Consider the following 23,520-nt stretch of genomic DNA (forward strand, 5'->3'; position numbering starts at 1 on the left):
CACCCGCTGGAACAACTCCCACAACCCCTCCGGGACCAGCCGCTCCACAATCGTCATACCTCAAGATTACGAGCCCAAATGAGACGACCTCTTAACTCCCAGCGCCGTGTTCGGCGTGCCGTTCTGGCTGGTCATCTGCGGCGCAGCCGTGCTTACGGTCATGCTGCTGCTCGTTGCAGCCGTTTCCTGGGCCGTTTTGCGCCGGGTCGACCAGGACCAGCTCCCGGTTGCTCTGCTGGGGCTGGCGCACGTGGTTTCCGCCCTCTGCGGGATCCTGCCGTGGGGGAAGCCGACGCCCCTACCGGCGCTACCGCAGCCGCAGGCCTCGGCCCCGGAGCCGGAGTCGGCAGCAATGACGGTCGTTCTGGTCCAAGAGGAGCCGGCGGGTGGCGCTCTGACCCACAGAGGGCGTTCATGACCGGGATCTACCGATGCGCCAAGCCCCGTGTCCGGGTGGAGCGGTCGACCGGGCTGTCGCAGATGGTGTCGTCCCTCCCCGAGCCGTACGCCATCACTGTCCTGGCCCGTGTGCTGTACGACGCCTCGTGCAGTGCGATCGAGAAGCGTCGCGGCGTCGACGAGGACGAGGCGCGCGGCCATTACACCGGTGGTTTCCTCCGGCTGTGCAGGCAGTCGACGGCGGCAGGATGGGAAGTACTCCGCAGTGACGCCGGGCAGGGGGAACTGGTCGATGAGGGCCTGCGCACCCTGGTTTGCAAGTGGCGGCTGGACGAGTTCCGGTGTGCGAGCAGTGCGCTCGGCGCTGCAAGCCGGCGGTACTCAGGCTGCTGACCCTTGACACCAAAGGCGGGCGCCCTCACAAGTACTGTTCGAACGCCTGCAAACAGAAGGCGCACCGCAGAGGACACCGGTGAGACAGCACGCAGCGGCCAGCGGCGGGCATATCCCGCCCTGGCCCGGTGCACAACGGCCGGCGTCGACGATCACCTGCCAGACAGGCGCGGCTACGGCGACCGCAGGGCGCCCGGCCACCAGGCACAGCCCCCGGTCAGGCTCGCCCCCCCGCTCATGCCGCAGGACAGGAGTTCGTACCCGACCTGGTGCGCGGCGACCGCTCCACCGCCCCTGTGCTCGGCCCGCCCAGCAGGGACCCGGTCTGCCACCACATCCAGCATCAGCACCATCAGGCACGGCACAACGCACCTCGCCACCGAGCCCCTGCCGCTCACCGCCCGGTGCGTCGGTGCCCGGTGTGTCGGTGTGGCGGGTTTGCCTACAGCTCGAACTGAAGGTCGAGGAGGTCGGTGAGTTCGACTTCGAGGCCGTGGGCGCGGCGGCCGTTGTCGCGGAAGTAGACCTCGCCCAGGGCCTGGGCGGCGATCTGGCGGAGCTGGTCCTCGGTGAGGCCGGCCTCCTGGGCCTGGAAGAGGCGGGCGGCGTGGTCGGGCGGCAGGGCGAGGGTGAGGTGGCGCAGCCGGGCGTCGTCGGTGCTGCCGGGGGCGGCGGTGTAGCCGAACCGGGCCCGGACATCGATCATGATGCCGCCGGTGGTGGCCGCGGTCTGCTTCGCCCTGGCGCGGATCTGCGGCTGCCAGCGGGCACGCACCTCGCGCTGCAGCCGCTCGGCGAGCTGCGGCCGGGGGTGTTTGATCTGGTCCTTCACGTACCGCTCGACGGTGCGCTGGCTGATGCCGAGCAGCTCGGCGACCCGCCGGGTGCTGCGCTGGTGCTGGCGGACCAGGTAGCGCATCTGCGCCCCGGCGGACTTCGGGATCGGGCGGGTGAACGCGCCCTGCACCGCCTTGTCGAGTTCTTCCGCGACCGTGACCATCGCCTGTAGCGCTCCTTATTCTCCGGTGTCCTTGGCGGTGACCTCGCCGGTCTTGATGTAGCGGGCCAGGTTGGCGACATGGCCGTCGGCGCTGAGCTGCTCGAGGATGTCCGCGCCCCACAGCACGCTCTGGGTGCCCTCGTGCTTGACCATCCCCGGGGAGACCCCGATCCGGAAGCTGCCCGGCACGGTCTTGCCGTCGGGCCCGTAGGGCAGCACGTCCAGCGGGCCGGGCCCGTCGGCGGCGTACACGGCGCAGTCGGACAGGACCGCGACCGGGTAGCGGCCGGTGGCCGCGGCCAGGTGGAGCATCTTGCGGTGCATGTTGATCCGGGCCCGGGAGATCACGGTGGCGCGGATGTCGGGGCGCCAGGTCGGCCGGGCGAGCGCGGGCCAGGCCTGCCCCGGCTTCCAGCCGCCGCCGCGCGCCTTCTCCTGCAGCTTGCCGATGCCGCCCTTGACGGTCATCTTGACCGCGTCCACCACGATGCCCAGCTCCAGGTCCCGGCTCTTGCAGCCGTCCATCGCCTGAAGGAACTGGGCCGGGCCGAGTTCGTCCGTGACGCCGAGGTCGGCCATGGTGGCGACGTAGGCGTCGCGCAGCCGCTTGTACCAGCCGTCCAGGAACCGGCCGGCCTCGCGGCGCACCCACGCCTGGGCGGGCGCGACGTCGTAGCCGAGCTCGACGGCGTAGGCGACCGTCGGCGTGGCGTACCAGGCCGGACCCGTCGGGCGCTGGCCGCTCGGCGTGAACGGACTGGGCAGCAGATCACAGTCCAGCTCGCGCCACTGCTTGCCGACCTTCACCCGGGACAGGTCCACGTGGGAGAGGTCGACCAGCCAGGAACCGGGCACCGCCGGATCGAAGACCGGATCGGTGACGTGCACGGGCGGCGATGCCAGACCGACGACCGCGCCGTTGGCGGCCGCGCCGAACGCCAGGTTCACATCCAGGCCGACCAGGTAGCGCTGCAGGCACTCGGCGTCGGTCAGATCCCGCGCCCAGTCGTAGGCCTCCTCGAACAGCCGCTCGTCGGGCCCGCGCACGTGGAAGCGCGGCAGGTGGGCCAGGACGGGGTGCCCGTCGGTCGCCTCGCACGGCGCCGGGTCCATCGGCTCGGTGCCCAGCGAGCCGGGCCGGTGCTCACGATGCCGCCTGCCGTCCGCGTCCGGCTCGCTCGCGCGGGTCGGCGGATTGAGCGCGGTCATCAGCTGCAGCCCGGTCACCGCGGTGGAACCCACCGGCGTCATCACCCGGGCCGCGTACACACCCAGCACCCGGGCGAGCTCGGCCGGCTCCAGACGGGCGGCGTGGCCCCAGGCGCGGTCGTCCAGGGCGTGCCAGGAGGGCAGGCACAGCTGCACGCACTGCCGGCGGCCGCCCTGGACGGGGCGGTAGATCCGCGCCCACGGCCCCAGCCCCCGCTTGGTGAGCTGCCAGCCGGCACGCTGGAGCTGCTTGATGACCTTGTGCCCCTCCGGAAGCCGCCAGGCCAGCCGCTCGGCCTCGGACAGCTGCCCGGGCAGGCCGTAGCGCTCGCACGCCGCCGCGGTGAGCACCAGCAGCGGATCGGCATCCCTGCCCGAGCCGTGCAGCCTCTGCGCCCCCAGCCGCGCCTCGGTGAGGGTCCACTCCACCAGCGCGGGCAGCGACCTGGCGGGCACGTCCAGGATCAGGCCGCCGACACCGTAGCCGGTCACCTGCCGCTCCGTGTCGGCGTCCAGGACGAGCAGCGGACCGTGCGCGTACGGCCCGCCGGGCGCAGGCGCTGGCGCGGGGGCGGTCTTCGTCGCAGCGGGGCGGGGCGAGGTCTGCGGCGGCCGGGCGACGCGGGGCCGCGCCGGGGCGGCCGATGCGGTCGGTGCGGCGACGGTCTGCGGAGCAGCGACCGCTGGAGCAGTGACCGCTGGAGGAGTGGCCGCTGGGGGAGTGGCCGGGGATTCCTCGGCCACCGCAGGGGCGGCAGCTTCCGGAGCCCCGCCGCTGGGCTCGGCCTGCGCCGCGGCGGCGGAGGCTTGCGCCGCAGTGGTGTCCTCCTGCGGGCCGCCGGTGCTGTCGGGGACGGGGTAGAGCTGTGCGAGCTGCCGGAGCAGGCGCGCGTACGCCTCCCGCTCGGGCGGCCGCGGCTCCGTCTTGCCCGACTCCCAGCCGCCCACGGTCGCCCGGCGCACGCCCAGAGCGGCGGCCACTTCATCCAGAGTGAGCGCATGAGCCTGGCGCAGCCGCCTGCGTTCGGCCGGCGGCGGCAGCGGGGACCGAGACGCGATCAGCGCGTCGACCGTGTCGAACAACTCGGACATGGGGGCACCTCCGTCCCTCATCCTATCCAAACCGCTCAGATCGCGTACGGAGGGCGTACTTATCGCGTACTTTCCGCGTACGAAATGTGCGTGTGCGGTACGGGTTCAGGTACATGGGCTGTCCCCTGCTGACCTGTGACAGCGAACCTTGCCTGATTGCCACCGCAGATTGATTGACGACGATTTGTGCCATCGAAGATTGACTGCGCAGGTCAAGGATGCCGCGGCCGGTCTGTTTCGATGACGTCCAGTGCGACTATGCCCGGCTGTTCCTCGCCCCTGGGACGCCGTTTTGCCGGAGCGGCAACAGGAGTTGCGTGACCGGGCCACGGTGGGTGACGTTGGGCCCGTGACCGACAACATCACCGCGGGATCGCCCGCGTCTGACACATTTTTGCCTGGCGACGGATACGTCGGAGACCCCGCGGTGCGGGCGGAGTGGGACAACCGGTACGCCGACCGACAACAGCTGTGGAGCGGCCAGCCCAACGGTGCGCTCGTGGCCGAGGTCGCCGGGCTCACGCCCGGGCGGGTGCTCGACGTCGGCTGCGGCGAGGGCGCGGACGCCGTCTGGCTCGCGCGCGGTGGCTGGGACGTGACCGCGCTCGAGGTCTCGGGCGTGGCGCTGGAGCGGGCGGCCGGGCATGCGCGGGACGCAGGCGTCGCCGTTCGCTGGGTACACGCCGCGCTGACGGAAGCGGCGCTCCCGCCGGCCTCCTTCGACCTGGTCTCCGCGCAGTATCCAGCCCTGCTGCGCACCCCCGACGCCGCAGCCGAGCGAGCGCTGCTCGCGGCCGTCGCGCCCGGCGGCGTGCTGCTGCTCGTACACCACGCGGGGGTGGACACCCAGCAGGCGCACGACAGCGGCTTCGATCCGGCTGACTACGTCTGGCCCTCGATGGTCGCCGCCCTGCTCACCGACGACTGGAAGGTGGAGGTGAACGAGCAGCGACCACGGGTGGCACCCGACGGCGGCGCCGGCGCGCACCACACCGACGACTTGGTGCTGCGTGCGCGACGGCTGCGCTGAGTCCCTCCGCTCACAGCGGGCCCGGCATCTGGGCAGACTGCATGACCGAGCCACCGAAAACGGGCTGCGGCCTCTCATAGATCAAGGGTGTTCTCGCTACTTCGAAACCGCGCAGTCGTTCCGGCTCGGGTGCCGATAATTCCGCTTCAGCGCACTGCTCCGCTCCGAAGCCACCGACATTGACCTGGGCGGTCAATCTTGGCTGGCACGAATTGAGCAGTGGTTAACCTTCGATGGCAAACGGTCAAGGTTCGCTGTCACAGGTCACCTGCGGGTGCAACGGTCATCTCCGCCTTACGCCATACCGGGGCCGTCAGGCAGGCCTGCCGCCGTCTGTCGCCGAGACCGGATGCTGATCCGTGGGCGTATGGCTGAGCTGTTCCATGATGGCGCGCAGCTCACCGTGGCGGATCTCGGGATGGGTGGGTGCGGGGCCGTGCGGCTGCTGAGCGGGTGCCGCAGACAGCCGCGGCAGCCGGACCCCTCCAGGGGGGGTGCTGGCGAGCCGCAGGTGGGTGGACCAGGGCATGGACGGCGGCCGGTAGACGGCGTCCTGGCACCAGGCTGCGGCTCCGGCGTTGGCCTTGGCTGCGATTTTGCGGGTCAGGCCTTGATACGGGCGGTAGTGCGCGCGGGGCGTGGAGATCAGCAGACACGTCGGCGACAGCGGAGCGAAGACCTCGATCGTCCCGGGCAGCAGTGGGGGAGTGAGACCGAAGGTACCGTCCTTGCGGCGCAGGTGGTGCAGTCGCGGACGACGTCGGCACGCGGCGACCGGCGCACGAAGCCGACCAGTTGCACCTCGCTGCGACCCCTGTCGGCCCTCCAAGCGGATCCGCTTCGGCGATTGCGTCCCATCCCGCGGGACACGTGATCTGCCCGGCACCCGTACGCCCGACCACCTGCAATGCTGGCGGACCTCCAGCCAACACGGGCCGAAAAGTGGGGGAGAGGCACATGCTAGACGCCGATCTGCTGAAGCACCCCGTGATCCGCGACTGCGTCGACGCGCTCGTCGACGGCCGGGGCGGACCGGTCGTCGACGGGCAGGGCCTGGGAGGCCGGGAGACACTTGTTGCTGCGGCCGTGGGGATCGCGGCCGCCAGCAGCAAGACACTGACGATCGTCGACGCCGAATTCCTCAGAGAGGCAACCATCGCTGGCGGCCGCCGTTGGGTCGCCGTTTCCCCTCGGGAGAGGAGAGTCAGAGGGAATCAGGACACCGTGCGCTTGAACTTCTTGACCCGTGCCGCCAGGCGTCGGCGAACTATCGGATACGACGAACAGAGATCCATAGAGGGCGAAGACGACCGATTTCGCCCCCGTGTTTATGGACCGGAAGGAAACCAGTCGGCGCGCAGGCGGACCTCGGATGGCACCGGGGTACCGACTGCCGCGAGGAGCCCCACCGGAACAGGGCCAGTCGTTGCCTCGAAGCCCACGCTGCTGCCGGAGAACGTTGCGCCGCTGAAGCTCACCATGCCGCCGGAGAATGTCGCACGGTCGAAGTGCACGATGCCGCCGGAGAACGTCGCGGCGTCGAAGGCCACCCTGCCGCCGGAGAACGTCGCGGCGCCGAAGCCCACGATGCTGCCGGAGAACGTCGCGCGGCCGAAGTTCACCCTGCCGCCGGAGAACGTCGCGGTGGCAAAGCCCACGCTGCCACCGGAGAACGTCACGCGTGTGAAGTCCATGCTGCCGCCGGAGAACGTCGCGCCTGTGAAGTCCATGCTGCCGTCGATGGTGACCCCGGTGAGATCGAGGCTGCAGCCCTGCCAGGAGCGGTGAGTGCCTTCGGGGATGCGGTAGTGGTCTCCGATAAGGCGCAAGATCGTATGCCGGACCTCACGGAATGCGTGATATCGGTCCTTATTGGCCTGGTGGGCGTCGCGCCGTTCCTCAGAGGGTGAGGTGCCGTCGGGCAAGGGGTCGGGCAGGTCGCCGGGGTCGGAGGAGAAAGGCAGTCGTAGGTAGGCGCACAGAACGTCGATACAGGTCTGGCGCAGGTTGTCGTCGGGGGCGTCGTCGGCGAGGCCGGCCAGGGCGTGGACGCCGCCGAGCCGGACGGCCGGGGAGTCGGAGCCGAGTTTGTCGACGGCCTGGGAGAAGCGTTCGGTGTGGAGCCGGGTGGCTTCGCGGTGGGCGCCGGCCTCGTCGACGCGCTGGCGGCGGTAGGCGACGACCAGGGCGACGAGCGCACCGGCCCCGGCGACCACGCCGAAGGAGAGTTTCACCAGGTCGAAGAGCGTCTTGGCGTCGAGCTTGGCAGTGCTGTCGATCTCCCTGAAATCGAGCAGCTCCACCAGGCCGTAGAAGACGCCGCCGGCCACCAGGACCGCGGCGGCGAAGGTGACGGCCAGGGCCCGCCCGACCCTCCACAGCCGCAGCTCGCGATCGTCCGAGGTCGGTCGTGGCCGCCGGTTGAGTGTCATGCGGATGGAGACACGGCTTCACGATCAGCGGTTGCAGCAGGTGCGAGGCACCGGCATGACGTGCGGGGGACGGCCCGGAGTCGGACCGTCCCCTGCACGTTCCTGCCAGCAGCAGCGTCGCGGATGCCAGCCCAGGACACATCGGACTGGAGGTTGTGTCCCGGCGGTCTGCGGGCGCACCTGAACGGCGTTCCCCCGTCGTTGCCCGCCGCCGAGCGGTGGGACGGGCTGACTCCATCGGCGACGAGCCAGGGCCTCAGCCCACCGGCGGCGGTCTGCGGCCGGTGGGCCGGGTCAGGTGAGCAGGGCGGCGAGGGTGCCGGCTACCGCGGTGGCGAGGGTGAGGACTGCGGTGAAGGCGGTGGCGGCGCGGGTGAGGGTGGTGGGGTAGGTGGCGCCGTCCAGGCGGGCGAGTTTGCCCGCTCCGGCGGCGGCCAGCACCGCGACGACGAGCACGAGCGCGGTGGTGAGGAGAAGAACGGTGGCGTTCACGGCAGACTCCCGTCAGGGGTTGGGGTGTTGACGTGAATGAAGGTGGCGGAATCGGTGTGCGCCGGGGTTCGCCGGGACGAAGATGAACACCGGCGGACACCTCACTACACGCGGGAGCGAGCGCGTGCACGACGAACAAGCCGGTCACACTCCGGACTCGGCGCTGGCCGAGCTGCGCAGGAGGCTGGAGAGCGGGCTGGCCCGGGCCCGGCTGAACCAGACACAGCTCGCCGCCCGGGCAGACCTGGGGCGCACGACCGTCTCGGAGGCGCTCTTGCCCAAGAAGCCTGTGCCCTACGACAACCACGAAGCCTTCCCCGGCCTCGCCACCTGCCTGATCACCCACCGCCATGTCCAACGCCACGGATATCTCCGGGTTGTTCAGGCACGTACGGCACGTTCGCAAGAATGGGAGCCAATCCCCGACGCTGCCTGTCGTCGAGCCTGAACCGTTCCCGTCCCTTGGACGTCCATACGGGCACCTGACCTGGGGAGCCGCCGCACCATGAGCACATCCGAACCGCCACTCTGGCCGCACTGCGCACACGGCGCAGATCTTGCCGCCAACCACATTGGTTGCCGCGGCATCCAGGTCCCCGGCCACACCGCGTGCCTCGCCCATCTCGGCGACCCAGAACGCGGTGCCTACCTTGCACGCTTGACACCCGGCGCAGACATCAACCACCGCGGTACCCCATTCACCCGATCTCTCCTCGACGCCTTGCTTGCCGCCCTCCGTGACCCCGTAACCGGCCGCCCCCAATTGGGCGTCGTCAGGTTCGAGTCGGCGATCTTCGAGAGCGACGCCCGCTTCGAATCGGCAACCTTCAAGGGGTACGCCGGATTTAGGTCGGCGATCTTCGAGGGCGGCGCATGGTTCAGGTCGGCGACCTTCGAGGGCGGCGCCGAGTTCGACTCGGCGACCTTTCAGGGCAGTGCTAACTTCGAGTCGGCGACCTTCCAGCGTTATGCCGGATTCGAATCGACGACCTTCCAGGGCTATGCCGGGTTTGCATCTGCGGCCTTCCAGAGCACTTCTAGCTTCGACTCGGCGGCCTTCCAGAGCAATGCTAACTTCGAATCGGTGACCTTCCAGGGGAACGTCGGATTCAGGTCGGCGACCTTTGAGGGGGGCGCATGGTTCAACGCGGCGATCTTCGAGAACAGGGCCAGGTTCGACTCGGCGACCTTCCAGAGCAGCGCCGTGTTTCAGTCTGGGATCTTCCAAAGCAGTGCTGGGTTCGAGTCGGCCACCTTCCAGAGCGGTGCCAGGTTTGGGTCGGTGACCTTCCAGGGCTACGCCAGGTTGAACTCGGTGACCTTCGAGAACAGCGCCTGGTTCGGGTGGGCGACTTTCGAGGGTGGCGCCGGGTTCGAGTCGGCGACTTTCGAGGATGACGCCGGGTTCGTGTCGGCGATCTTTAAGAGCAGCGCCAGGTTCGTGTCGGCGATCTTCAAGGGCGTCGCCAGGTTCGAGTCGGCGATCTTTGAGTGCAACGCCTGCTTCGAGTCGGCGACCTTCGAGAGAGCCGTGAGTGTGGGGCCGTCGGTGTGTACTGGGCGCGTCCAACTGTCGGGGGCGGTGTTTGGCGGCCCGGTGACCCTCTCGTTTGCCACCCGGCGTCTGGAATGTCGGCGAACCCGCTGGTCGTCAACGGCTGAGGTACGTCTGCGCTACGCCACGGTGGATTTCGCTCATGCCGTGTTCGAGTATCCCCTCACAATCGCCGCAGAACCCGATCCGTTCATGCTCACCGACGGTCGGCAGGTGATTGAGGATCTTTTTGCGAGTGGGCCTGGCCCGGAGGTGAGGCTGGCGTCTCTACGCGGAGTGGATGCGGCTCATCTGGTCCTGTCCGACGTCGACCTGTCGGAGTGTCTGTTCGTCGGCACGGTGCACCTGGACCAACTCCGTCTGGAGGGGGCCTGCGCTTTCGACACGGCTCCGCCCGCCGTGCACTGGCGGCGCTGGCGGCCCGTGCGGTTCACCACGCGCCGCGTTCTGGCCGAGGAACACCATTGGCGCGCCAGCCGACCGGGGGCAGTGCGGGGCTGGAACGTGGCGGTCCTCGGCGCCGGGCGGGCGGGGCCGTTGCAGCTGGCGCCGGTGTACCGGGCGCTACGCAAGGCGTTCGAGGACGGCAAGCACGAGCCGGGGGCCGCGGACTTCTACTACGGGGAGATGGAGATGCGCCGCCACGCCGACGACATCCCCCGCAGTGAACGAGGGCTGCTAACCGCGTACTGGGCGCTGTCCGGCTACGGCCTGCGCGCCTCCCGGGCCCTGGCCTGGCTCGGGGCGGCCATGCTCCTCACCATCGTCCTGCTGATGGCCTTCGGCCTGGCGAAGGACACCCCGAAGCAGATCGCGACCGGCACCGTCCCGGCCGGCGGGGGCAAGGTCACCTTCGAGATCGACAAGGACGATCCCCAGAATCCCACCGGCGATCGGTTCACCGGCGAGCGCTTCGAGAAGGCCCTGAACGTCACCCTCAACTCGGTGGTCTTCCGCTCTTCCGGACAGGACCTGACCACCGCCGGCACCTACATCGAGATGACCTCCCGCCTGACCGAACCAGTCCTGTTGGGCCTGGCCGTCCTCGCCATCCGCAACCGCGTCAAACGCTGATCGGTCCCTCTTGGATAATCCTGATCCCGAGACCTGCGATCTGCAGGTTCGAGGTGCAGAAAGAGACTCTGAGGGCCTTTGGCGGGCCCACCTGCCAGCACTCGGACAGAGGGGCGCAGCCTGACGGTCCTGCCGCGACCATTGCAGTTGGGCGCGGCGGTCGGGCCCCGGCCACGTGCTGCGGCGCTGTGGTCAGCGCTTAAAACGTCCGCGTACGGCGAGGACGGCGAGTTCGAAAGGACGGGCTCCAGGAGGCGGGAGCCCATCTCGATGTAGGTGCCGGTCATGGTGAGGTCCTGCCCGCTGGAGCAGAAGATCACGGAGTTGAGGGTGACGTTGAGCGCCTTCTCGAACCGCTTGTCGGTGAACCGGTCGTGGGTGGGGTCTTGCGGGTTGCCGTTGTCGATGGTGAAGGTTATTAGGGGCTGCACAGGACCGTGTCTCGAAGGCTCTAAGCTGCCGGGTTGTGGATGCGGGATTGGCCGCGCTGCTCGGCGCGATCGTTGGAGCTCTGGGCACCGGCGGTGCCGCTTTCGTGACTGGGTCCCTGGGCCGTGGGCAAGCTCGGATGCAGCTTCGTGCTGAACATGCGCGGTTGCTGCGCGAGCCGCGGCGTTCCGCGTACGTTGCGTACGCTCAGTGCTTCCAGGAGGTGCACGCTCTGCACACGGAGGCGCTCAAGTGCGCGTCTGCGGCAGCGGATACGCAGGAGCCGGATCGGGGCAGACTGCTGCGTGACGCCGACAGCGCCTACGTACGGGCCGGTGAACGGCTGCACGGTCAGCTTCAGCAACTGCAGTCGGCCGTGACTGTCGAAGGTCCACCCCTCGTTACAGCTGCCGCGCTTGACGCGGAAGATGCATTGCTCACCGCGCGTGGTGACATCCACCGCTACATCCGGCGCCTGGAGGACGGAACCTTCACGGAGGAACACGAACGCGCAGCGGACGATGCGCTTTTAGGCGTGCACCATCCGCTGGTCCGATTTTTGAACGCGGCCTCCGCCGCTCTGGCAGACGATGGACTGAGCACCTAAGCGGTTTCATCGGATGATGGGTGATCGTCTGAGATGCTGGCGGCATGACCGCTCCCTTCCTTGCCGGCAGGGCCGTACTGGCCGGCGTCCTCACCGTGGCCGTATGGGGGGTGCAGCAATTTCGTGCAGGCCTGCCGGAAGCGGCGCGCCTACACCTGCAAAGCCTGGGTCTTTGAACGGTGAGTGCCGCATGGTGGGGGCTGGTTAGCCTGCTGTGATGACGAATAGCGAGCTGGTCGATGACCTGCGCGTCTCATGAGGGCATGCGCGCCACCCGCTCTTACACCCACCTCATGCCGCAGCTGCGCCTGAGCCTGGCCAACCTGGTCCGCGCCGCCGAGGCCATGGCCCGGCTCGCAGAGCTCGGCTGGACGCCGCTGCAGGGTTACCCCGGCGCCGACCAGCCCTGACTGATGCGTGCCGCCTGTGCGGCTGGAAGGGCCGCCGGTTCTGGAGCCACCTCCGCGGCCGCGACGACGGCATCCCCCGCCCGATCACCCGGCACCCCGGCTGCAAGCCCGTTTCCGAACACGCCCAGGCGCTCAGCGACCTCGCCGCCCTGCGCACCAGCACCTGCCTCTGCCCGCCCTTCCCCCGTGACAAGCACCCGATGGACGTCGACGCCTACCTGGGCGTCCTCGCCTCCATCCAGACCGCTCTGGACGGCCAGGCGTACATGTCCGCCGCCGTCTACACCCGCAGCATCCTGGAGCCCTGCCCGGCCGCCACTCGCCGCGCAGCCGCTCTCAGGGCCGCCTACGAGCGCCACGTGAAGGCCCAGCGCGACCTCAAGGCAAGTAAGAGCCCGGCGAGACGTGGCCCCGGGGGCAGTAGGAGCTGCCCTCGGGGCCACGTCAGGAGCAGTGCAATGGGTCCACCCGACCAGGCAGGAGGTCATCACGCGACATCTACATGCAGGAGCGGCAGTTCCGCAAGCGCACTGGAAAGTTTGGCCCTCCAAGGTGACTTGACGGGGTTGGCTTCACCATAGTGGGACTGTGTTAGAGACTCTCATCGCTGTTCTCGGCTCGCTCACCGCTCTTGGGTCAGTGGCGGTGAGCTTTATGGCTTACCGCCAGCAGGTGACTCGGGCGGCAGCTCTCGAGGCCCGGGAAGCACGTATCGAGGCTCGGGAAACACGTATCGAAGCCCGGGAGGCAGCGTTAGAACTGCAGGAGCAACGTCTCCAAGCTTCGATGATCGAGGTTCATATCAGCACCTCCCAATCTCCGCTGCATGATGGCTGGGTGACAGGACAAGTGACGATTGTCAATCCCAGTAATCAACCCATCAGTGATGTGGAGGCAAGCTACCTCGGTGTGGAGGTTCCCGACACCAAAGACCATTCTATCGGCCCAGGTTCAACACACCGGTTCCAACTTCCGCCATATAGGCCTGGGGGTCTTATGCCGGACGTGCCGGACGGGCCACCCAAGCTGCATGAGATCACACTCTCTTTTTATGACGCTGCCGGAACGCGCTGGCGACGCGATGGCCGAGGCGGCCTTTACAAAGGCCGGCGGGTAGGAGACAACTGGGTATGGGATGACCAGCGCGAAAACCCAGTCATCCGAGAAGCGTCTATTCGCGCAGACGAAATCGCACCATCGCCGCACCATTTGCTGCGTTCTTACAGGGGCTTCCCAATAGGGGTGGTCCGTGAGCTTGACGCTCTCCGTGCCTTGGTCGTTCGCTACCCACTATTGGCCTGGGCGGTTCTCTGGGTAGGTATGACCGTCGTGATTGCACTGACGACGCTTTTGGTGATTGCACCGTAGCTCGCACCATGCTGATGGGCGTCGTGTGTTGTGCATTGGGTGTGCGTCATAGGTTTTCACTGGTGCTGGGTTGGGGTGATGCCGGTGCCAGGGGGTCGTTTTGCCGGTGAAGGCTGGTGTCGTTCGGTGGGTGGGGGGCTTGTCGCTCCTGTGGGTGGGTGTGGCGAAACGCCGGGTGGGGCCGTGTCGTGTCTGGCTACGCTCGGTGGATGCCGTCGTTTGCGGGTGATCCGCTTCATGAGCGTCTTGTTGCTGTCCTGGTGCCGTTGTTGCGTCGGTCGTGTCCGCCGGGCGGTGGCGGGTTCGGAGGATCGTATGAGCTTCGGCTCGGTGTTGATGAGGCGGAGGAGCTGGGCCGGGGTCGCTCTGATTCGCTCGGCGATGCGTAAGGCTGGCCGGTCACTGAGGTGGGTGAAGCTGTAGACGTTTGGTGGTTCCTTCCCGCAGGTTGCTGTGGCGGGTGTGGTGGACCGGCGGGAGGTGCCTGCAGAGTTCGCCGCCGCGGTTGAGGAGTACGAGCTGCAGCGGGGGGAGGGCCGCGGCGGAGGTGATCGGGCGGACGTGGCAGGACGGGAAGCCGCGTGCGGTCCCGGGTTCTGTTTTCGTGGTGGCACAGGAGTTCCGTGCCGCGTATGCCGAGGGCGTGGCCGGGTGAAGCGCGAGCGGGCGACGCGGCTGCTGGCGGACATGATCACGCGGCTTGAGGTTGGTGGTTGGCCGCTGGGCCTGGTTGACGAGGTGTACGTCTTCGGGTCGTACGCGCGTGGGGCGCTGGAGCCGAACGATGTCGACGTCGTCATTGAGCACGGCACGGACAAGCGTTGGCTGGGCGAGTCGCTGGATGCATTGATCAACGGGCGTGACTCGTACGTGGGGATGAGGCAGGCCCTGCGGGGCCGGACCGGGGGAATTTCTTTTCAGTTCCGTGGTCGTAGAGGGCGTCTGGAAAAGCCTGTCAGCGGGCAAGCCGCTGGTAGCGGGGTGGTGACGCGTGTTCGGGGGCTGGGGTGTGCGGGCTGCGTACCCGTTACTCGACGGATCTGTCCGATCAGGAGTGGGAGATCCTCCGTCCGCTGGTTCCGGCGGTCAAACCTGGTGGGCGACCGGCGAAGCACACGCGACGGGAGATCCTCAACGCGTTGGCGTACTGGCTGCGGGCCGGCTGTGCCTGGAGACTCCTGCCGCATGACTTACCACCGTGGCGGACGGTCTACCACTACTGGCGACGCTGGCAGAAGGACGGCGTGTGGGAAGAGATGCTGACGGCGCTGCGTGAACGCGAGCGGGTGCAGCTCGGCCGGGATCCCACTCCCAGCGCGGCCGTCGTGGACAGCCAGAGTGTCCGGGCCAGTGAACGTGGCGGCCTGCACGGTTACGACGGCGGCAAGAAGGTCAGCGGCATCAAGCGCCACCTGCTCGTCGACACCCGCGGCACCATCCTGGTGACGTGCGTGAGCCCGGCCAGTGTGAGTGACCGCGATGGCGCCGTGGTGCTGTTCGCCCGGGCTGCCGATGCCTTTCCGCGCCTGCGGCACGTATGGGCGGACCAGGGCTGTCGCGGTGCCGACTTCCACGCCTGGGCTCTGGAGGCCACCGGTATCACCGTGGAGATCGTGCAGCGCCGTGACGGTGGTCTCCGTTCGACCTGGGCCCGGGTGGGGACACCGCCGCCGACAGTGCCCCAGTTCGCGGTGGTCCCGCGTCGTTGGGTGGTGGAGCGGACGTTCGCCTGGCTGGGACGGTGCCGCCGCCTGTCGAAGGACTACGAGTACCTGCGGGTCTGCTCGGAGAACGCCATCTACCTCGCCATGGCCATGCTTCTGGTGCGCCGCCTCGCAAGACCAGCCCGCTGACAGGCTTTTCAGACGCCCTCTACTGAACTTGAGCTCGTGATGTCGGTCGACTCGTGGTGGCGGCGTCAGGGTCCGAGACCGCTGGCTGTTACCGGATCGGGTTCAGAACGATGGCTGTAGCCAGCGTCGCGCCGCGGCGAGATTCACCTCAACGTCATCGCTCCAAGAGCAGACCTCCAGCCATGAGAGGTAGCCGCCTTGCGCGAAGACCAGGACCTCGCCAGGGCACTCGCCGGTTTCGGTGAACAGCTGTACGTCGGCGGCCACGACGGTCCCGGGGCCCGTTGGCGCGGGCTCCACCGCGTCGGCGTCAAGGTCGAAGTAGGCAGTGCCGCACCCGCACTTGCAGCGGGATTGCACCCTCAGTTGGGGCACCTGCCGTCGGAGGGCGACGTGAATGGGCTCGTCCGGGTTCAGGACGAGGTTAAGCACGTCGGCTACGTCCTCGGGCAGGTTGTCAGTCATGCCGCCACCGTAGCTGACCAGCAGCTTTGGGCTTCGACCAATTTCGGGTCCGGCGACCCGACCTCACAGGTCCAGGTCGGTGCCGGCGAGGCAGCCGTCGATGGCCTCCGGCCGGTACTGCAGCATCTTCAGTTTGCGCTTCACGGCGCGGGTGATCTGGCCGAGGTTGGCCGCAGCAAGGTTGCCGATGTCACGCTTGACCAGCGACCAGACGCCCTCGGTCGGATTGAGGTCCGGGGCATAGGTGGGCAGCTGAAACACAGTGAGCCACTCGGCGTTCGCGTCGATGAACTCGCGCATGCCGGCCGTCAGGTGCAGGCGGACGTTGTCCCAGACCAGCACGATCGGTCCGCCGAGCTGGATGCGAGCGCGGACAATCAGGTCGCGGAAGTCGCGCCAGCCGAAGCCCTTCGGCTCGTCCTTGCGGCCCCGGTACTCGCGGATCGCGTAGATCAGCCGGGACCGCCGGCCCGGCTTGTAGCAGGCCATACCCGCCATCGACACGCGCCCCGAGCCCCTGCCCCTCACCCTCACGACCGGGGTCTGGCCGATCCGGCCCCAGGGCCTGGCGCGCGGCGGAGTCATCGACTGCCCGGCCTCGTCCTCGAAGACGATCCAGGCCCCGCGCTCCGCCGCGGTGCCCTTACCCGCGGCCAGGTCTCCTTCTTCCACACCTCCACCACGTCGTCATCGCGCTCGATCGCGCGCCTGGTGGGCTGCTGCCAGCTCCAGCCGTGGCGCCTCAGCAGCCGCCAGGTGCCCTCGACCGTGTAGGAGACGTGGAAGAGCCGGCCGATCAGCGTCTTGATCCGTGCCAAAGTCCACCGCTGGTCCGTCCAGCCGTGAGCCAGTGGACCACGCTCCAACTCCTGCTCCAGCCTGGCAATCTGGGCTTCACTGAGTCGAGGTCTTCCCGGCGACCCCTTCGACAGGACTCCCGCCTCGCCGCCCTCGCGCCAGGCCCGGCGCCACCGCTCGACCGACCGCGAGCTGATCCGCAGGGCAGCGGCAATCTCCGCGTTCTTCTGCCCGCCGTCGAAACGTTCCACGGCCTGGAGCCGTAACCGCTCCCGCGTGGTCCTCTCGGCGTCGGTCAGCCCGCCGCCCTGTGCATACCTCACACCCAACGGCTATCGGTGCCGACGGCAGCTGTCAGGCGAACGGCACCGACATCACTCAATCAAGTTCAGTAGTCGACATAGAGCAGGATGGATCCTGCTGTCTGTGCACGGCAAGACGCTGGTCAGGGGTGAGGACGCGGGCCTGTTGTCAGACTATCGGTACTGATCCGGCAAGCTGGGCAGAAGGGCGATCTCCGGGAATGCGCCTGTGAGGTCGGCGCCGTTGCGGGATTGCAGGTGAGCCCGGCTAAGGCCGGCGAAGAGGAGCGTCCGGAATCCGTCGGGCTTCTGCTCGAACACCAGGCCGCCGGGCAGGGCCGCCTCCCGCGGCAGGGCGGGTCAGGCTTCAGCGAGCATCGGCTGTAGTGGTGGAGTGAGAGCCACAGCTCAGGTGTATGCCGGGCGGGCGCCGTTCGCGCGCTGGTGGTGCGGCCACCTGCCCATGAAGCGGAGCGGGCAGGCAGGGGCGCTGTGATCGTCACGGTTCGGTGACTGCTCCTGCAGAATCACCCAGGCGTCCCACCCGTAGCGGCTACCGTCAGCGGTCCACCGAACACTCTGGGGGACATCATGGCCAACCCGTACACGCCACCAGCCGCAGGACGCCCCGCTCCGAAGTGGGACCGTAAGCGGTACGTTCTGCCCGCGCTCGGCCTTGCCTTCTTCATCGGTATTGGAGCCGGCGCCAGCAGCGAACCGCCGAAGGACGATGCGAAGCGTGCCGAGGCCAAGGCGGCCCCGTCCGTGACAGTCACCGCGACCGCTACCGCGACGGTGACGGCGAGCCCCACCGCCAAGCCGAAGCCGACCCCCACGGTCACCAAGACGGTTGAGGTGAAGGTGACGAAGACCGTCACAGCCGCACCCGACAGCGGCTCGGGCAGCGGCTCCGGCAGCGGCGGGTACAGCAACGACGACGACAGCAGCAGCGGGGGCGGAGGCGTCTATTACCGCAACTGCGACGCTGCCCGAGCCGCCGGAGCCGCACCCGTCCACCGCGGCGAACCCGGCTACGGCAGCCACCTCGACCGCGACGGCGACGGCACCGGCTGCGACAACTGACACGACAGCGCCCGCCAGGATGGGGGAGGCCTGGGGGGCGCTAGAGACGGACCTGCTGCAGGTGCCGTCAATCTGTGCCTGCCACCGCAACGCAAGGCCTTCAAAAGTTCCTACTCGATGTCAGTGGCCTGCGAGATCATCATTCCGGCGTTCGGGTTCTGCCGGACGACGAGGGCTGAGGGGGACAGGGTGCCGCAGGAACTCTTCTTTGAAACCGTCCAGCGTGACCACTACTCATGCACGAGGCTGAATCGCGAGGCCATCAACGAACTTCGCACCGCCCCGTCCGCCAGTGGTGACGAAGAGGCTGCGCACGCTCTCATCGACCTGCTGATCGACGACTTGCCTCAGCACCCGGAGCACGACGGATTGATGGACAACTCGGAGACGGGAGCGGTCATACGGTGTCTCAAGGCCGTTCTGCGCCGCCTCGGTATCGAGTTCGAGGTCCCCTTTCACGGGACCGGGCAGCATACGGCTGCCCGGGTTCGGTTGTGGCACGGACAGGTGAAGAGCACCGGGAACGGAGAGCACACGTGAGGAGTTTCAACCCTGACTTCGAGGGAGTCGAATTCGCCGACCCGGCAAGTTACACCCACCTCCTGGCCCCGGAGAGTACGATGTGCTGGTGGTGCGAGAGCCGACCGGCCACTACCGGAGAACACAAGTTTAAACGAACCAGCCTGGCGCGCCTGATGGGCGATGGCGAGGTGCTGGTCTGGGGAAATGGGAAACAACGACGCGAAATACGGGGGAATGGTGGCCTCAAGCGGGACCGCTATGGTGTGGTCAAGTTCCCAAGTCGATGTGTGCGCCGTGCAACAACGAAATTTCTAAGCCTTTCGACACCGCCTATGACACGTACGCGCAGTACGTCGAGACGCACCTGCTGAGGATCATGCCGGGACTCGACCTGGGGTCACTGTACGGATCTGAGTGGCGGCAGAAGTCACTGGACCTGGCTCGATATCATGCCAAGCACTTCGGGTGTCGGATGGTCAGGGACCGTTTCCCTGTCCCACAGTCGCTGCGCGATTTCATGGACGGTGCAGAAGAGATGGTCGATGGTCACATGGCGATCATTTCCACCGACTCCGTCAGTAAAGCCTATGGGTGCGGAATGTCGATCAGCCCAGTCGTGCCCTGGATGTCCCGCGACATGACGAGGTTCACCTCCTGTGTCATGGCTGCCTACATTGGCCCGATCGGCATCAGATACGAATGGGTTGCCGGCGGGATCCCAGACTAAGAGAGAGATCAGTTCTTTCGCCACTCGAACCCTGTGATCAACTACTTTACGAACGAGGTAGACGTGGTGATGGGGAAGACTCGAAAGTCGGGGCGCTTTGCACGTCTCTTGCAATGGGCGTATAAACCCTGAAATTCGCGGCACTTTCGCCGGGGATAGTGGACTCACCAGGGTGCACACGACTCCTTCCAGGAGGTGGGCCGTTGGCCTTCTCGACCCGGGCATGGGGTGCCCACTGCAGCTCACGAGTGGGTTCGCGCGTGTCCAAGTCGACTGTCCCGCTCACGCCCACTTCACGCCCAGCTTCCGCAGCGCCTCGAGTTGCTCTTGGGTGAGCTTGTCCCGCCTCGTGCGAAGGTTCGAAATCCATACGCCCAGCTTCACGACGACCGGCTCTGCATCGCCGTCGAGGGTGACCTGTTCGCTGTGGCCGCGCGGGACAGGCCGTTGGCCTTCCCGCTCCACCCACTGCGCGGGGGCCGCCAGTCCGCGTTGGAAGGCCTGCTGCGCCTTGCCCGGCCTCGCCGCTGGCGCCGCGGACGGGGCCTCGGTGGGCTTCATGCCCAGCAGGGTCAGCCGATTCTGCTGCTCGGGTGACAGCAGCTTCCAGGTGGCGGGTTGTTTCTGTCGTTGGAGCCAGCGTCCGATGTCGTCGCCGTCCATCAGCACGCCGGGTGCGATGTAGGGCAGCATGCCGCCGGTCTCGTCGGCGGCGAGATCGGCGAGGTGGCGGTAGTGGCGTTGCCAGTCCAGGGGCCAGGGGCAGTTCCAGTCCGGGTCGATCGCCGCCAACTGCTGCGCGCGCACCCGGGCCCGCTCCGGGTCTTTGCCCAGGCCGCCTTTCCGACGAAGGTTGGCGATGTGTTGCCCGACCGGCACGGGGCCGTCGCCGGCCGGGTCGTCCCACACTGCGTCCTGCCGCGGGGCGAGGTGTCCGGTGGCGCGCCGGTAGGCGCGGAACGCGGCGAGCTTGGCCTCCCACGCCTCTTCGCCCGGCTCCCAGACCATCCCGGCCTCCGGCGCGTCCAGCAGCTCCTTGCGGTGGGGATCGAGTTCGCCGGCGCGCAGTGTCTTGCGTTACTGGTGCACCCACCTGCCCAGCGGAAACGCCTTGGTCGCCCCGACTTCGACCTCGATGTCGTAGGGAACGGCGTAGAGGCCGGTGATTTCGTTCTCCTTGCGCCAGCGCAGCAGCGCCTTGTAGCCCTCGAGCCAGACCAGGGATTCGGGTCGGTAGACCCGGGTGCGCAGGAAAGCCGCGATGGTCGCTGGGTCGCGTGGTGTGGAGAAGTGCAGCAGCGTGGACTCGGCACCGGCGTCGGTGCCGTCGTCGTGCTCCTGGTCCTCGCCGTCGGCCTCGCCGCCGGCCCCGATGATCCGGCCGTCCTCGTCGCGTCGGATGTGGATCTTGCGCTGTCCGCTGGTGTGGGCGCGGGAGGCGAGCTGCTTCACGAGGCGCTCGTCGTGGGAGCGCAGGCCTTGGAGGACAGCTACGAAGGGGCGGTAGCTGGCGGAGGCCACCATGTCGGTCGGATCTTCGCCGGGTTCCAGAAAGACGGGCACGATGATGCGGGCGATCTTGGTGCTGCCGTCGCGGTGGGGCCGCAGCGCGCGGCCGATGTTCTGCACGTTCTCCACCTGGGATCCGCGGGTGTCGGCGAAGCAGACGGCTTCCACGCCCCGCTCGCCGGTGATGTCGACGCCTTCCCGAGCACGCGGCAGCTGGCGAGGAACGCCCGGTGCACCCGCCGGACCGCAGTATCGACCCCGTTCGCGAACTGGCGCAGCACTTCGCGGCGTTCGGACACGAGGTGGTCGCCGCACAGCCACGCCGGTCACACCCGCTGCGGCGGGACATGACGCCCGGCCTCCAGCTCGTAGAACTCCGCATCGATCGACGACGCCGGCAGCTCCTCCGCGGCCGCCAGGTCGGCGTCGGAGACATCGTTCACGTACAGCTCGGCAGCGGTCTGAGGCAGCTTCTCCGCGAACGCGGCGGCCTTCTCTACCCGCTGGTGGAACGTCATCACGGTGGCGGAGGTTGTGCGTGGCTGCGTGTTCCAGGAGCGCGGTCTGCAGCAGGGCCAGGCGCCGGCCCCGCCGCGCCTCGTCCGGCTCCCCGAGGACGGGGGAGGGGCCGCGGATCTCCAGGACGTCGATCTCGAACCCGGCGAGGCCCCGCGCTCGATCGCTTCCGACAGCCCCAGTTCGGCCAGCCACGGCCCGTACGTCTCGGAGTCCTGGCCCATCGATGCCCCAGCTCCAGCTCCCGGCCGGCCGTACTCTTCTGCGGCCGGGGGGCGGTCAGGATGCGCGGAGTCGCGGTCAGGTAGAGCCGGAAGTCCGCCGGATCTGCTGGTTGTCGTGGATCGCCGCCCACGGCTGACCAAGATCACCAGCGGTCCCGTGTGCCTCATCCACGATCGCGAGGTCGAAGCCCGCCATCCGCTGCCGTAGAGCCGCTCCCCGCCCGCCAGAGCAGCCTCCAGCGGCCTTAGCCGTGCAGGTGCCCGTCAGTCTCATCGGCGTATGGCAGACGCCGGGGGCAGATCATGCTTATCCTCGACAAGAGCCCGTCAACCGGTCATACCCGAACAGGGTGCCGGCCCCTCGTCTCCGACCGTTCACCGAAGGCTCTCATGCCAGCCCATCACGGGGCATTACACCGTCCGCTGCCCTCTGGGCAGACCACGGCCACCGAGGACATCAGCGTGGTCACCCTGCACGGCGACATCGACCACCACAACAGCGATCACCTCGCCCGCACCCTGCTCTTCCCCCACGGCGCGGCCACAGCCCGCACCGTAATCAACCTCAGCGCCGTCACCTTCATCGACTCCAGCGCCATCAACGCCCTCATCACCGCCCACCACGCCGCCCACCAATCAGGCGGCTGGCTGCGCCTGGCCGGCCCCGCCGCATCCGTCCTGCACGTCATCCGGATCGTCGGCCTGGACACCATCATCCCCTGCTACCCCACCCTCCACCACGCTCTGGCCGCCTGACCGCAAACCCCACGCGCCCCACCCTGAGAGCGCCTCCCGGAAAGATCGTTCAACCAGGCCCGGGTGAAGCGGACTCCGCGATGGCGGCCTCGGTCAGGCCGGGACTGTAAGAAAAGGGAAAGGGGACAGGGCGGGCCGGGCGGCTGCGGCCGGCGGTGCGCTGTGTCTGGATTGCGAGCAGGCCAAGGGCTGCGCGCTTGACCACCGGGCGGGCCCGGCGTCTGGGATGGCCGGTAGCGGGGTGCGGGCGGTCAGGGTTTGAGGGCGTGGTGGAGGGTGTCGCGGCAGTCGAGGAGCTGGTTGATGCCGACGAGTTGCAGGACGCGTCGCACGGCAGGCGTCGGTCCGGCCAGACGCAGCCAGCCGCCGGCTGCGGTGATGTTCTGGTGGGCGGCGATGAGGATGTTGATGCCGCTGGAGTCCATGAAGGCGACCCGGCGCATGTCGATCACGATGCGGGGCCGGGTGGTGTCGGTGACGTCCAGGGCCTGCCGGAGGCGATCACCGGTGTGGTGGTCGATCTCCCCGGCCACGGTCAGTACTCGGATGCCGCCTGTGGCGGTGGCCACGACCGACAGTCCGAAAGATTGTTCGGCTTGTTCGGTGTCTGGTATTCGCCCCTCAGCCATATGGGCGATACTTGCACATCAAGACCTTCGCCCGAAGTGCTGCCCGGCACGGTACGGGTGATGTCCTTGTGTCGGGGGGAGCCGGCACGAGGACGTGGAGCGTGCACCGCGGGGTTGCGAGTGCGCGCGGGGGTGTGAACGGGGCAGCGAAGGCGGCCGAAATGGAACCAGTTCCTCTGGGAGAGGACGGTACCGCGCCGTACGAGCGGACCATGCAGACCACGGTGGCGCTGGACGGCGACGGCACCGACATCGCCCGCGCCCGTCGCCTGGCGGCCGGTTTCCTCACCCGGGTGCAGGCCGAGCACGGTCTGCCGGTCTCGCAGCGGGCTCTGGATGTGACGCAGCTGGTGGTCAGTGAGCTGGTCACCAATGCCCGCAAGTACGCGCCCGGCCCGGTGCTGCTGGACCTGCGGATCGCCGGCGACCTGGTGGAGGTGGCGGTGTGGGACTCCGACCCGGTACTGCCCATCGCCCGGGCGGCGGACGCGGGCCGGGTCGGCCAGCACGGCCTGGAGATCGTGATGGCCGTCGCGCAGGGGTTCGAGGTCCAGCGGGAGCCGGTCGGCAAGCGCATCACCGCCCGCATCGCCCTCTTGGACGACCCCGGCGGCGCCGTCGCCGGACACCGGCCCCTGTGACGCGG

General features: G+C 68.3%; 21 protein-coding genes and 2 pseudogenes. 13 read left to right on the forward strand and 10 right to left on the reverse strand.

From position 1 onward, the window contains the following. Positions 1-414 precede the first annotated feature (414 nt). Positions 415-792, forward strand: coding sequence for a hypothetical protein (locus tag ACIF8T_RS39505; RefSeq protein WP_400042201.1), 378 nt, complete (start codon positions 415-417; stop codon positions 790-792). A gap of 442 nt (positions 793-1,234) precedes the next feature. Here ACIF8T_RS39505 and tpg read toward each other — a convergent pair whose 3' ends face one another. Together tpg and tap are read right to left on the reverse strand one after the other, a co-directional pair. Beyond that, positions 1,235-1,792, reverse strand: coding sequence for a telomere-protecting terminal protein Tpg (gene tpg, locus ACIF8T_RS39510; RefSeq protein ID WP_400042203.1), 558 nt, complete (start codon positions 1,790-1,792; stop codon positions 1,235-1,237). Positions 1,793-1,807: 15 nt separating this feature from the next. Continuing rightward, positions 1,808-4,093 carry a telomere-associated protein Tap gene (gene tap / locus ACIF8T_RS39515; RefSeq protein WP_400042205.1) on the reverse strand — a complete coding sequence of 762 codons (2,286 nt, stop codon included), beginning with the start codon at positions 4,091-4,093 and terminating at the stop codon, positions 1,808-1,810. Between the two features lie 349 nt (positions 4,094-4,442). Here tap and ACIF8T_RS39520 point away from each other — a divergent pair, with 349 nt between their 5' ends. Continuing rightward, positions 4,443-5,123, forward strand: a complete 681-nt coding sequence (locus ACIF8T_RS39520; RefSeq protein ID WP_400041626.1) for a class I SAM-dependent methyltransferase — start codon at positions 4,443-4,445, stop codon at positions 5,121-5,123. A 1,328-nt stretch (positions 5,124-6,451) separates the two neighbouring features. Here the strand turns inward: ACIF8T_RS39520 and ACIF8T_RS39525 are convergent. Together ACIF8T_RS39525 and ACIF8T_RS39530 are read right to left on the reverse strand one after the other, a co-directional pair. Continuing rightward, positions 6,452-7,555, reverse strand: a complete 1,104-nt coding sequence (locus tag ACIF8T_RS39525; protein ID WP_400042207.1) for a pentapeptide repeat-containing protein — start codon at positions 7,553-7,555, stop codon at positions 6,452-6,454. A 294-nt stretch (positions 7,556-7,849) separates the two neighbouring features. Continuing rightward, entirely contained in the window at positions 7,850-8,047 is a 198-nt protein-coding gene (locus ACIF8T_RS39530) for a hypothetical protein (RefSeq protein WP_400042208.1), read from the reverse strand. A gap of 124 nt (positions 8,048-8,171) precedes the next feature. Here ACIF8T_RS39530 and ACIF8T_RS39535 point away from each other — a divergent pair, with 124 nt between their 5' ends. Beyond that, positions 8,172-8,495 carry a hypothetical protein gene (locus ACIF8T_RS39535; RefSeq protein ID WP_400042210.1) on the forward strand — a complete coding sequence of 108 codons (324 nt, stop codon included), beginning with the start codon at positions 8,172-8,174 and terminating at the stop codon, positions 8,493-8,495. A 57-nt stretch (positions 8,496-8,552) separates the two neighbouring features. Next, entirely contained in the window at positions 8,553-10,676 is a 2,124-nt protein-coding gene (locus ACIF8T_RS39540; protein WP_400042211.1) for a pentapeptide repeat-containing protein, read from the forward strand. Between the two features lie 451 nt (positions 10,677-11,127). On the opposite strand, the gene ACIF8T_RS39545 is transcribed toward ACIF8T_RS39540, so the two are convergent. Then, positions 11,128-11,565 (reverse strand): hypothetical protein, encoded by a 438-nt coding sequence (locus tag ACIF8T_RS39545; protein WP_400042212.1) that lies wholly within the window; start codon positions 11,563-11,565, stop codon positions 11,128-11,130. A 191-nt stretch (positions 11,566-11,756) separates the two neighbouring features. On the opposite strand from ACIF8T_RS39545, the gene ACIF8T_RS39550 reads away from it, so the two are divergent. The 5 genes and pseudogenes from ACIF8T_RS39550 (at position 11,757) to ACIF8T_RS39570 (ending at position 15,343) form a co-directional block, all read left to right on the forward strand. Further along, positions 11,757-11,888, forward strand: a complete 132-nt coding sequence (locus tag ACIF8T_RS39550; RefSeq protein ID WP_400042214.1) for a hypothetical protein — start codon at positions 11,757-11,759, stop codon at positions 11,886-11,888. 87 nt (positions 11,889-11,975) lie between these two features. Next, on the forward strand, positions 11,976-12,122 hold the full coding sequence (locus ACIF8T_RS39555; RefSeq protein ID WP_400042216.1) for a hypothetical protein: 147 nt from the start codon (positions 11,976-11,978) through the stop codon (positions 12,120-12,122). 588 nt (positions 12,123-12,710) lie between these two features. Continuing rightward, positions 12,711-13,490 carry a hypothetical protein gene (locus ACIF8T_RS39560; protein WP_400042218.1) on the forward strand — a complete coding sequence of 260 codons (780 nt, stop codon included), beginning with the start codon at positions 12,711-12,713 and terminating at the stop codon, positions 13,488-13,490. A gap of 687 nt (positions 13,491-14,177) precedes the next feature. Beyond that, a pseudogene (locus ACIF8T_RS39565) lies at positions 14,178-14,294 on the forward strand (nucleotidyltransferase domain-containing protein); the annotation flags it as partial. A 203-nt stretch (positions 14,295-14,497) separates the two neighbouring features. Continuing rightward, the gene (locus ACIF8T_RS39570) at positions 14,498-15,343 is read left to right on the forward strand and encodes an IS5 family transposase (protein ID WP_400042220.1); all 846 of its coding nucleotides are present in this window, start codon (positions 14,498-14,500) and stop codon (positions 15,341-15,343) included. Between the two features lie 102 nt (positions 15,344-15,445). On the opposite strand, the gene ACIF8T_RS39575 is transcribed toward ACIF8T_RS39570, so the two are convergent. From ACIF8T_RS39575 to ACIF8T_RS39585, 3 genes are all read right to left on the reverse strand, one after another. Continuing rightward, positions 15,446-15,808 carry a hypothetical protein gene (locus ACIF8T_RS39575; protein WP_400042222.1) on the reverse strand — a complete coding sequence of 121 codons (363 nt, stop codon included), beginning with the start codon at positions 15,806-15,808 and terminating at the stop codon, positions 15,446-15,448. Between the two features lie 63 nt (positions 15,809-15,871). After that, positions 15,872-16,480: a transposase gene (locus ACIF8T_RS39580; protein WP_400042223.1), complete on the reverse strand. Its 609-nt coding sequence runs from the start codon at positions 16,478-16,480 to the stop codon at positions 15,872-15,874. After that, complete coding sequence (locus tag ACIF8T_RS39585; protein ID WP_400042225.1) at positions 16,390-16,929, reverse strand: winged helix-turn-helix domain-containing protein; 540 nt, start codon at positions 16,927-16,929, stop codon at positions 16,390-16,392. The genes ACIF8T_RS39580 and ACIF8T_RS39585 overlap by 91 nt, the downstream gene beginning before the upstream one ends. 570 nt (positions 16,930-17,499) lie before the next feature. Between ACIF8T_RS39585 and ACIF8T_RS39590 the strand changes: the two genes are divergently transcribed. Beyond that, the gene (locus tag ACIF8T_RS39590; RefSeq protein ID WP_400042227.1) at positions 17,500-17,991 is read left to right on the forward strand and encodes an excalibur calcium-binding domain-containing protein; all 492 of its coding nucleotides are present in this window, start codon (positions 17,500-17,502) and stop codon (positions 17,989-17,991) included. Between the two features lie 123 nt (positions 17,992-18,114). After that, positions 18,115-18,531 (forward strand): hypothetical protein, encoded by a 417-nt coding sequence (locus ACIF8T_RS39595; RefSeq protein WP_400042229.1) that lies wholly within the window; start codon positions 18,115-18,117, stop codon positions 18,529-18,531. A gap of 991 nt (positions 18,532-19,522) precedes the next feature. Here the strand turns inward: ACIF8T_RS39595 and ACIF8T_RS39600 are convergent. Continuing rightward, positions 19,523-21,732, reverse strand: a pseudogene (locus tag ACIF8T_RS39600) (Helicase associated domain protein); the annotation flags it as partial. Between the two features lie 147 nt (positions 21,733-21,879). Between ACIF8T_RS39600 and ACIF8T_RS39605 the strand changes: the two are divergent. After that, a complete protein-coding gene (locus ACIF8T_RS39605; RefSeq protein ID WP_400042231.1) occupies positions 21,880-22,245 on the forward strand; it encodes an STAS domain-containing protein in 366 nt (121 codons plus the stop codon). 251 nt (positions 22,246-22,496) lie between these two features. On the opposite strand, the gene ACIF8T_RS39610 is transcribed toward ACIF8T_RS39605, so the two are convergent. Continuing rightward, positions 22,497-22,814: an STAS domain-containing protein gene (locus ACIF8T_RS39610; RefSeq protein WP_400042233.1), complete on the reverse strand. Its 318-nt coding sequence runs from the start codon at positions 22,812-22,814 to the stop codon at positions 22,497-22,499. A gap of 221 nt (positions 22,815-23,035) precedes the next feature. Between ACIF8T_RS39610 and ACIF8T_RS39615 the strand changes: the two genes are divergently transcribed. Next, a complete protein-coding gene (locus ACIF8T_RS39615) occupies positions 23,036-23,515 on the forward strand; it encodes an ATP-binding protein (protein ID WP_400042234.1) in 480 nt (159 codons plus the stop codon). Positions 23,516-23,520 lie beyond the last annotated feature (5 nt).

This window comes from Streptomyces sp. NPDC085946 (genome assembly GCF_044540485.1).
In the GTDB taxonomy this organism is placed as follows: domain Bacteria; phylum Actinomycetota; class Actinomycetes; order Streptomycetales; family Streptomycetaceae; genus Streptomyces.

What these genes read in the sequence shown, in the direction of transcription:
- ACIF8T_RS39505 (WP_400042201.1), top strand. Translation starts at nt 415, where the DNA reads ATGACCGGGATCTACCGATGCGCCAAGCCCCGTGTCCGGGTGGAGCGG.
- tpg (WP_400042203.1), bottom strand. Translation starts at nt 1,792, where the DNA reads ATGGTCACGGTCGCGGAAGAACTCGACAAGGCGGTGCAGGGCGCGTTC.
- tap (WP_400042205.1), bottom strand. Translation starts at nt 4,093, where the DNA reads ATGTCCGAGTTGTTCGACACGGTCGACGCGCTGATCGCGTCTCGGTCC.
- ACIF8T_RS39525 (WP_400042207.1), bottom strand. Translation starts at nt 7,555, where the DNA reads ATGACACTCAACCGGCGGCCACGACCGACCTCGGACGATCGCGAGCTG.
- ACIF8T_RS39540 (WP_400042211.1), top strand. Translation starts at nt 8,553, where the DNA reads ATGAGCACATCCGAACCGCCACTCTGGCCGCACTGCGCACACGGCGCA.
- ACIF8T_RS39550 (WP_400042214.1), top strand. Translation starts at nt 11,757, where the DNA reads ATGACCGCTCCCTTCCTTGCCGGCAGGGCCGTACTGGCCGGCGTCCTC.
- ACIF8T_RS39555 (WP_400042216.1), top strand. Translation starts at nt 11,976, where the DNA reads ATGCGCGCCACCCGCTCTTACACCCACCTCATGCCGCAGCTGCGCCTG.
- ACIF8T_RS39575 (WP_400042222.1), bottom strand. Translation starts at nt 15,808, where the DNA reads ATGACTGACAACCTGCCCGAGGACGTAGCCGACGTGCTTAACCTCGTC.
- ACIF8T_RS39590 (WP_400042227.1), top strand. Translation starts at nt 17,500, where the DNA reads ATGGCCAACCCGTACACGCCACCAGCCGCAGGACGCCCCGCTCCGAAG.
- ACIF8T_RS39605 (WP_400042231.1), top strand. Translation starts at nt 21,880, where the DNA reads ATGCCAGCCCATCACGGGGCATTACACCGTCCGCTGCCCTCTGGGCAG.
- ACIF8T_RS39615 (WP_400042234.1), top strand. Translation starts at nt 23,036, where the DNA reads ATGGAACCAGTTCCTCTGGGAGAGGACGGTACCGCGCCGTACGAGCGG.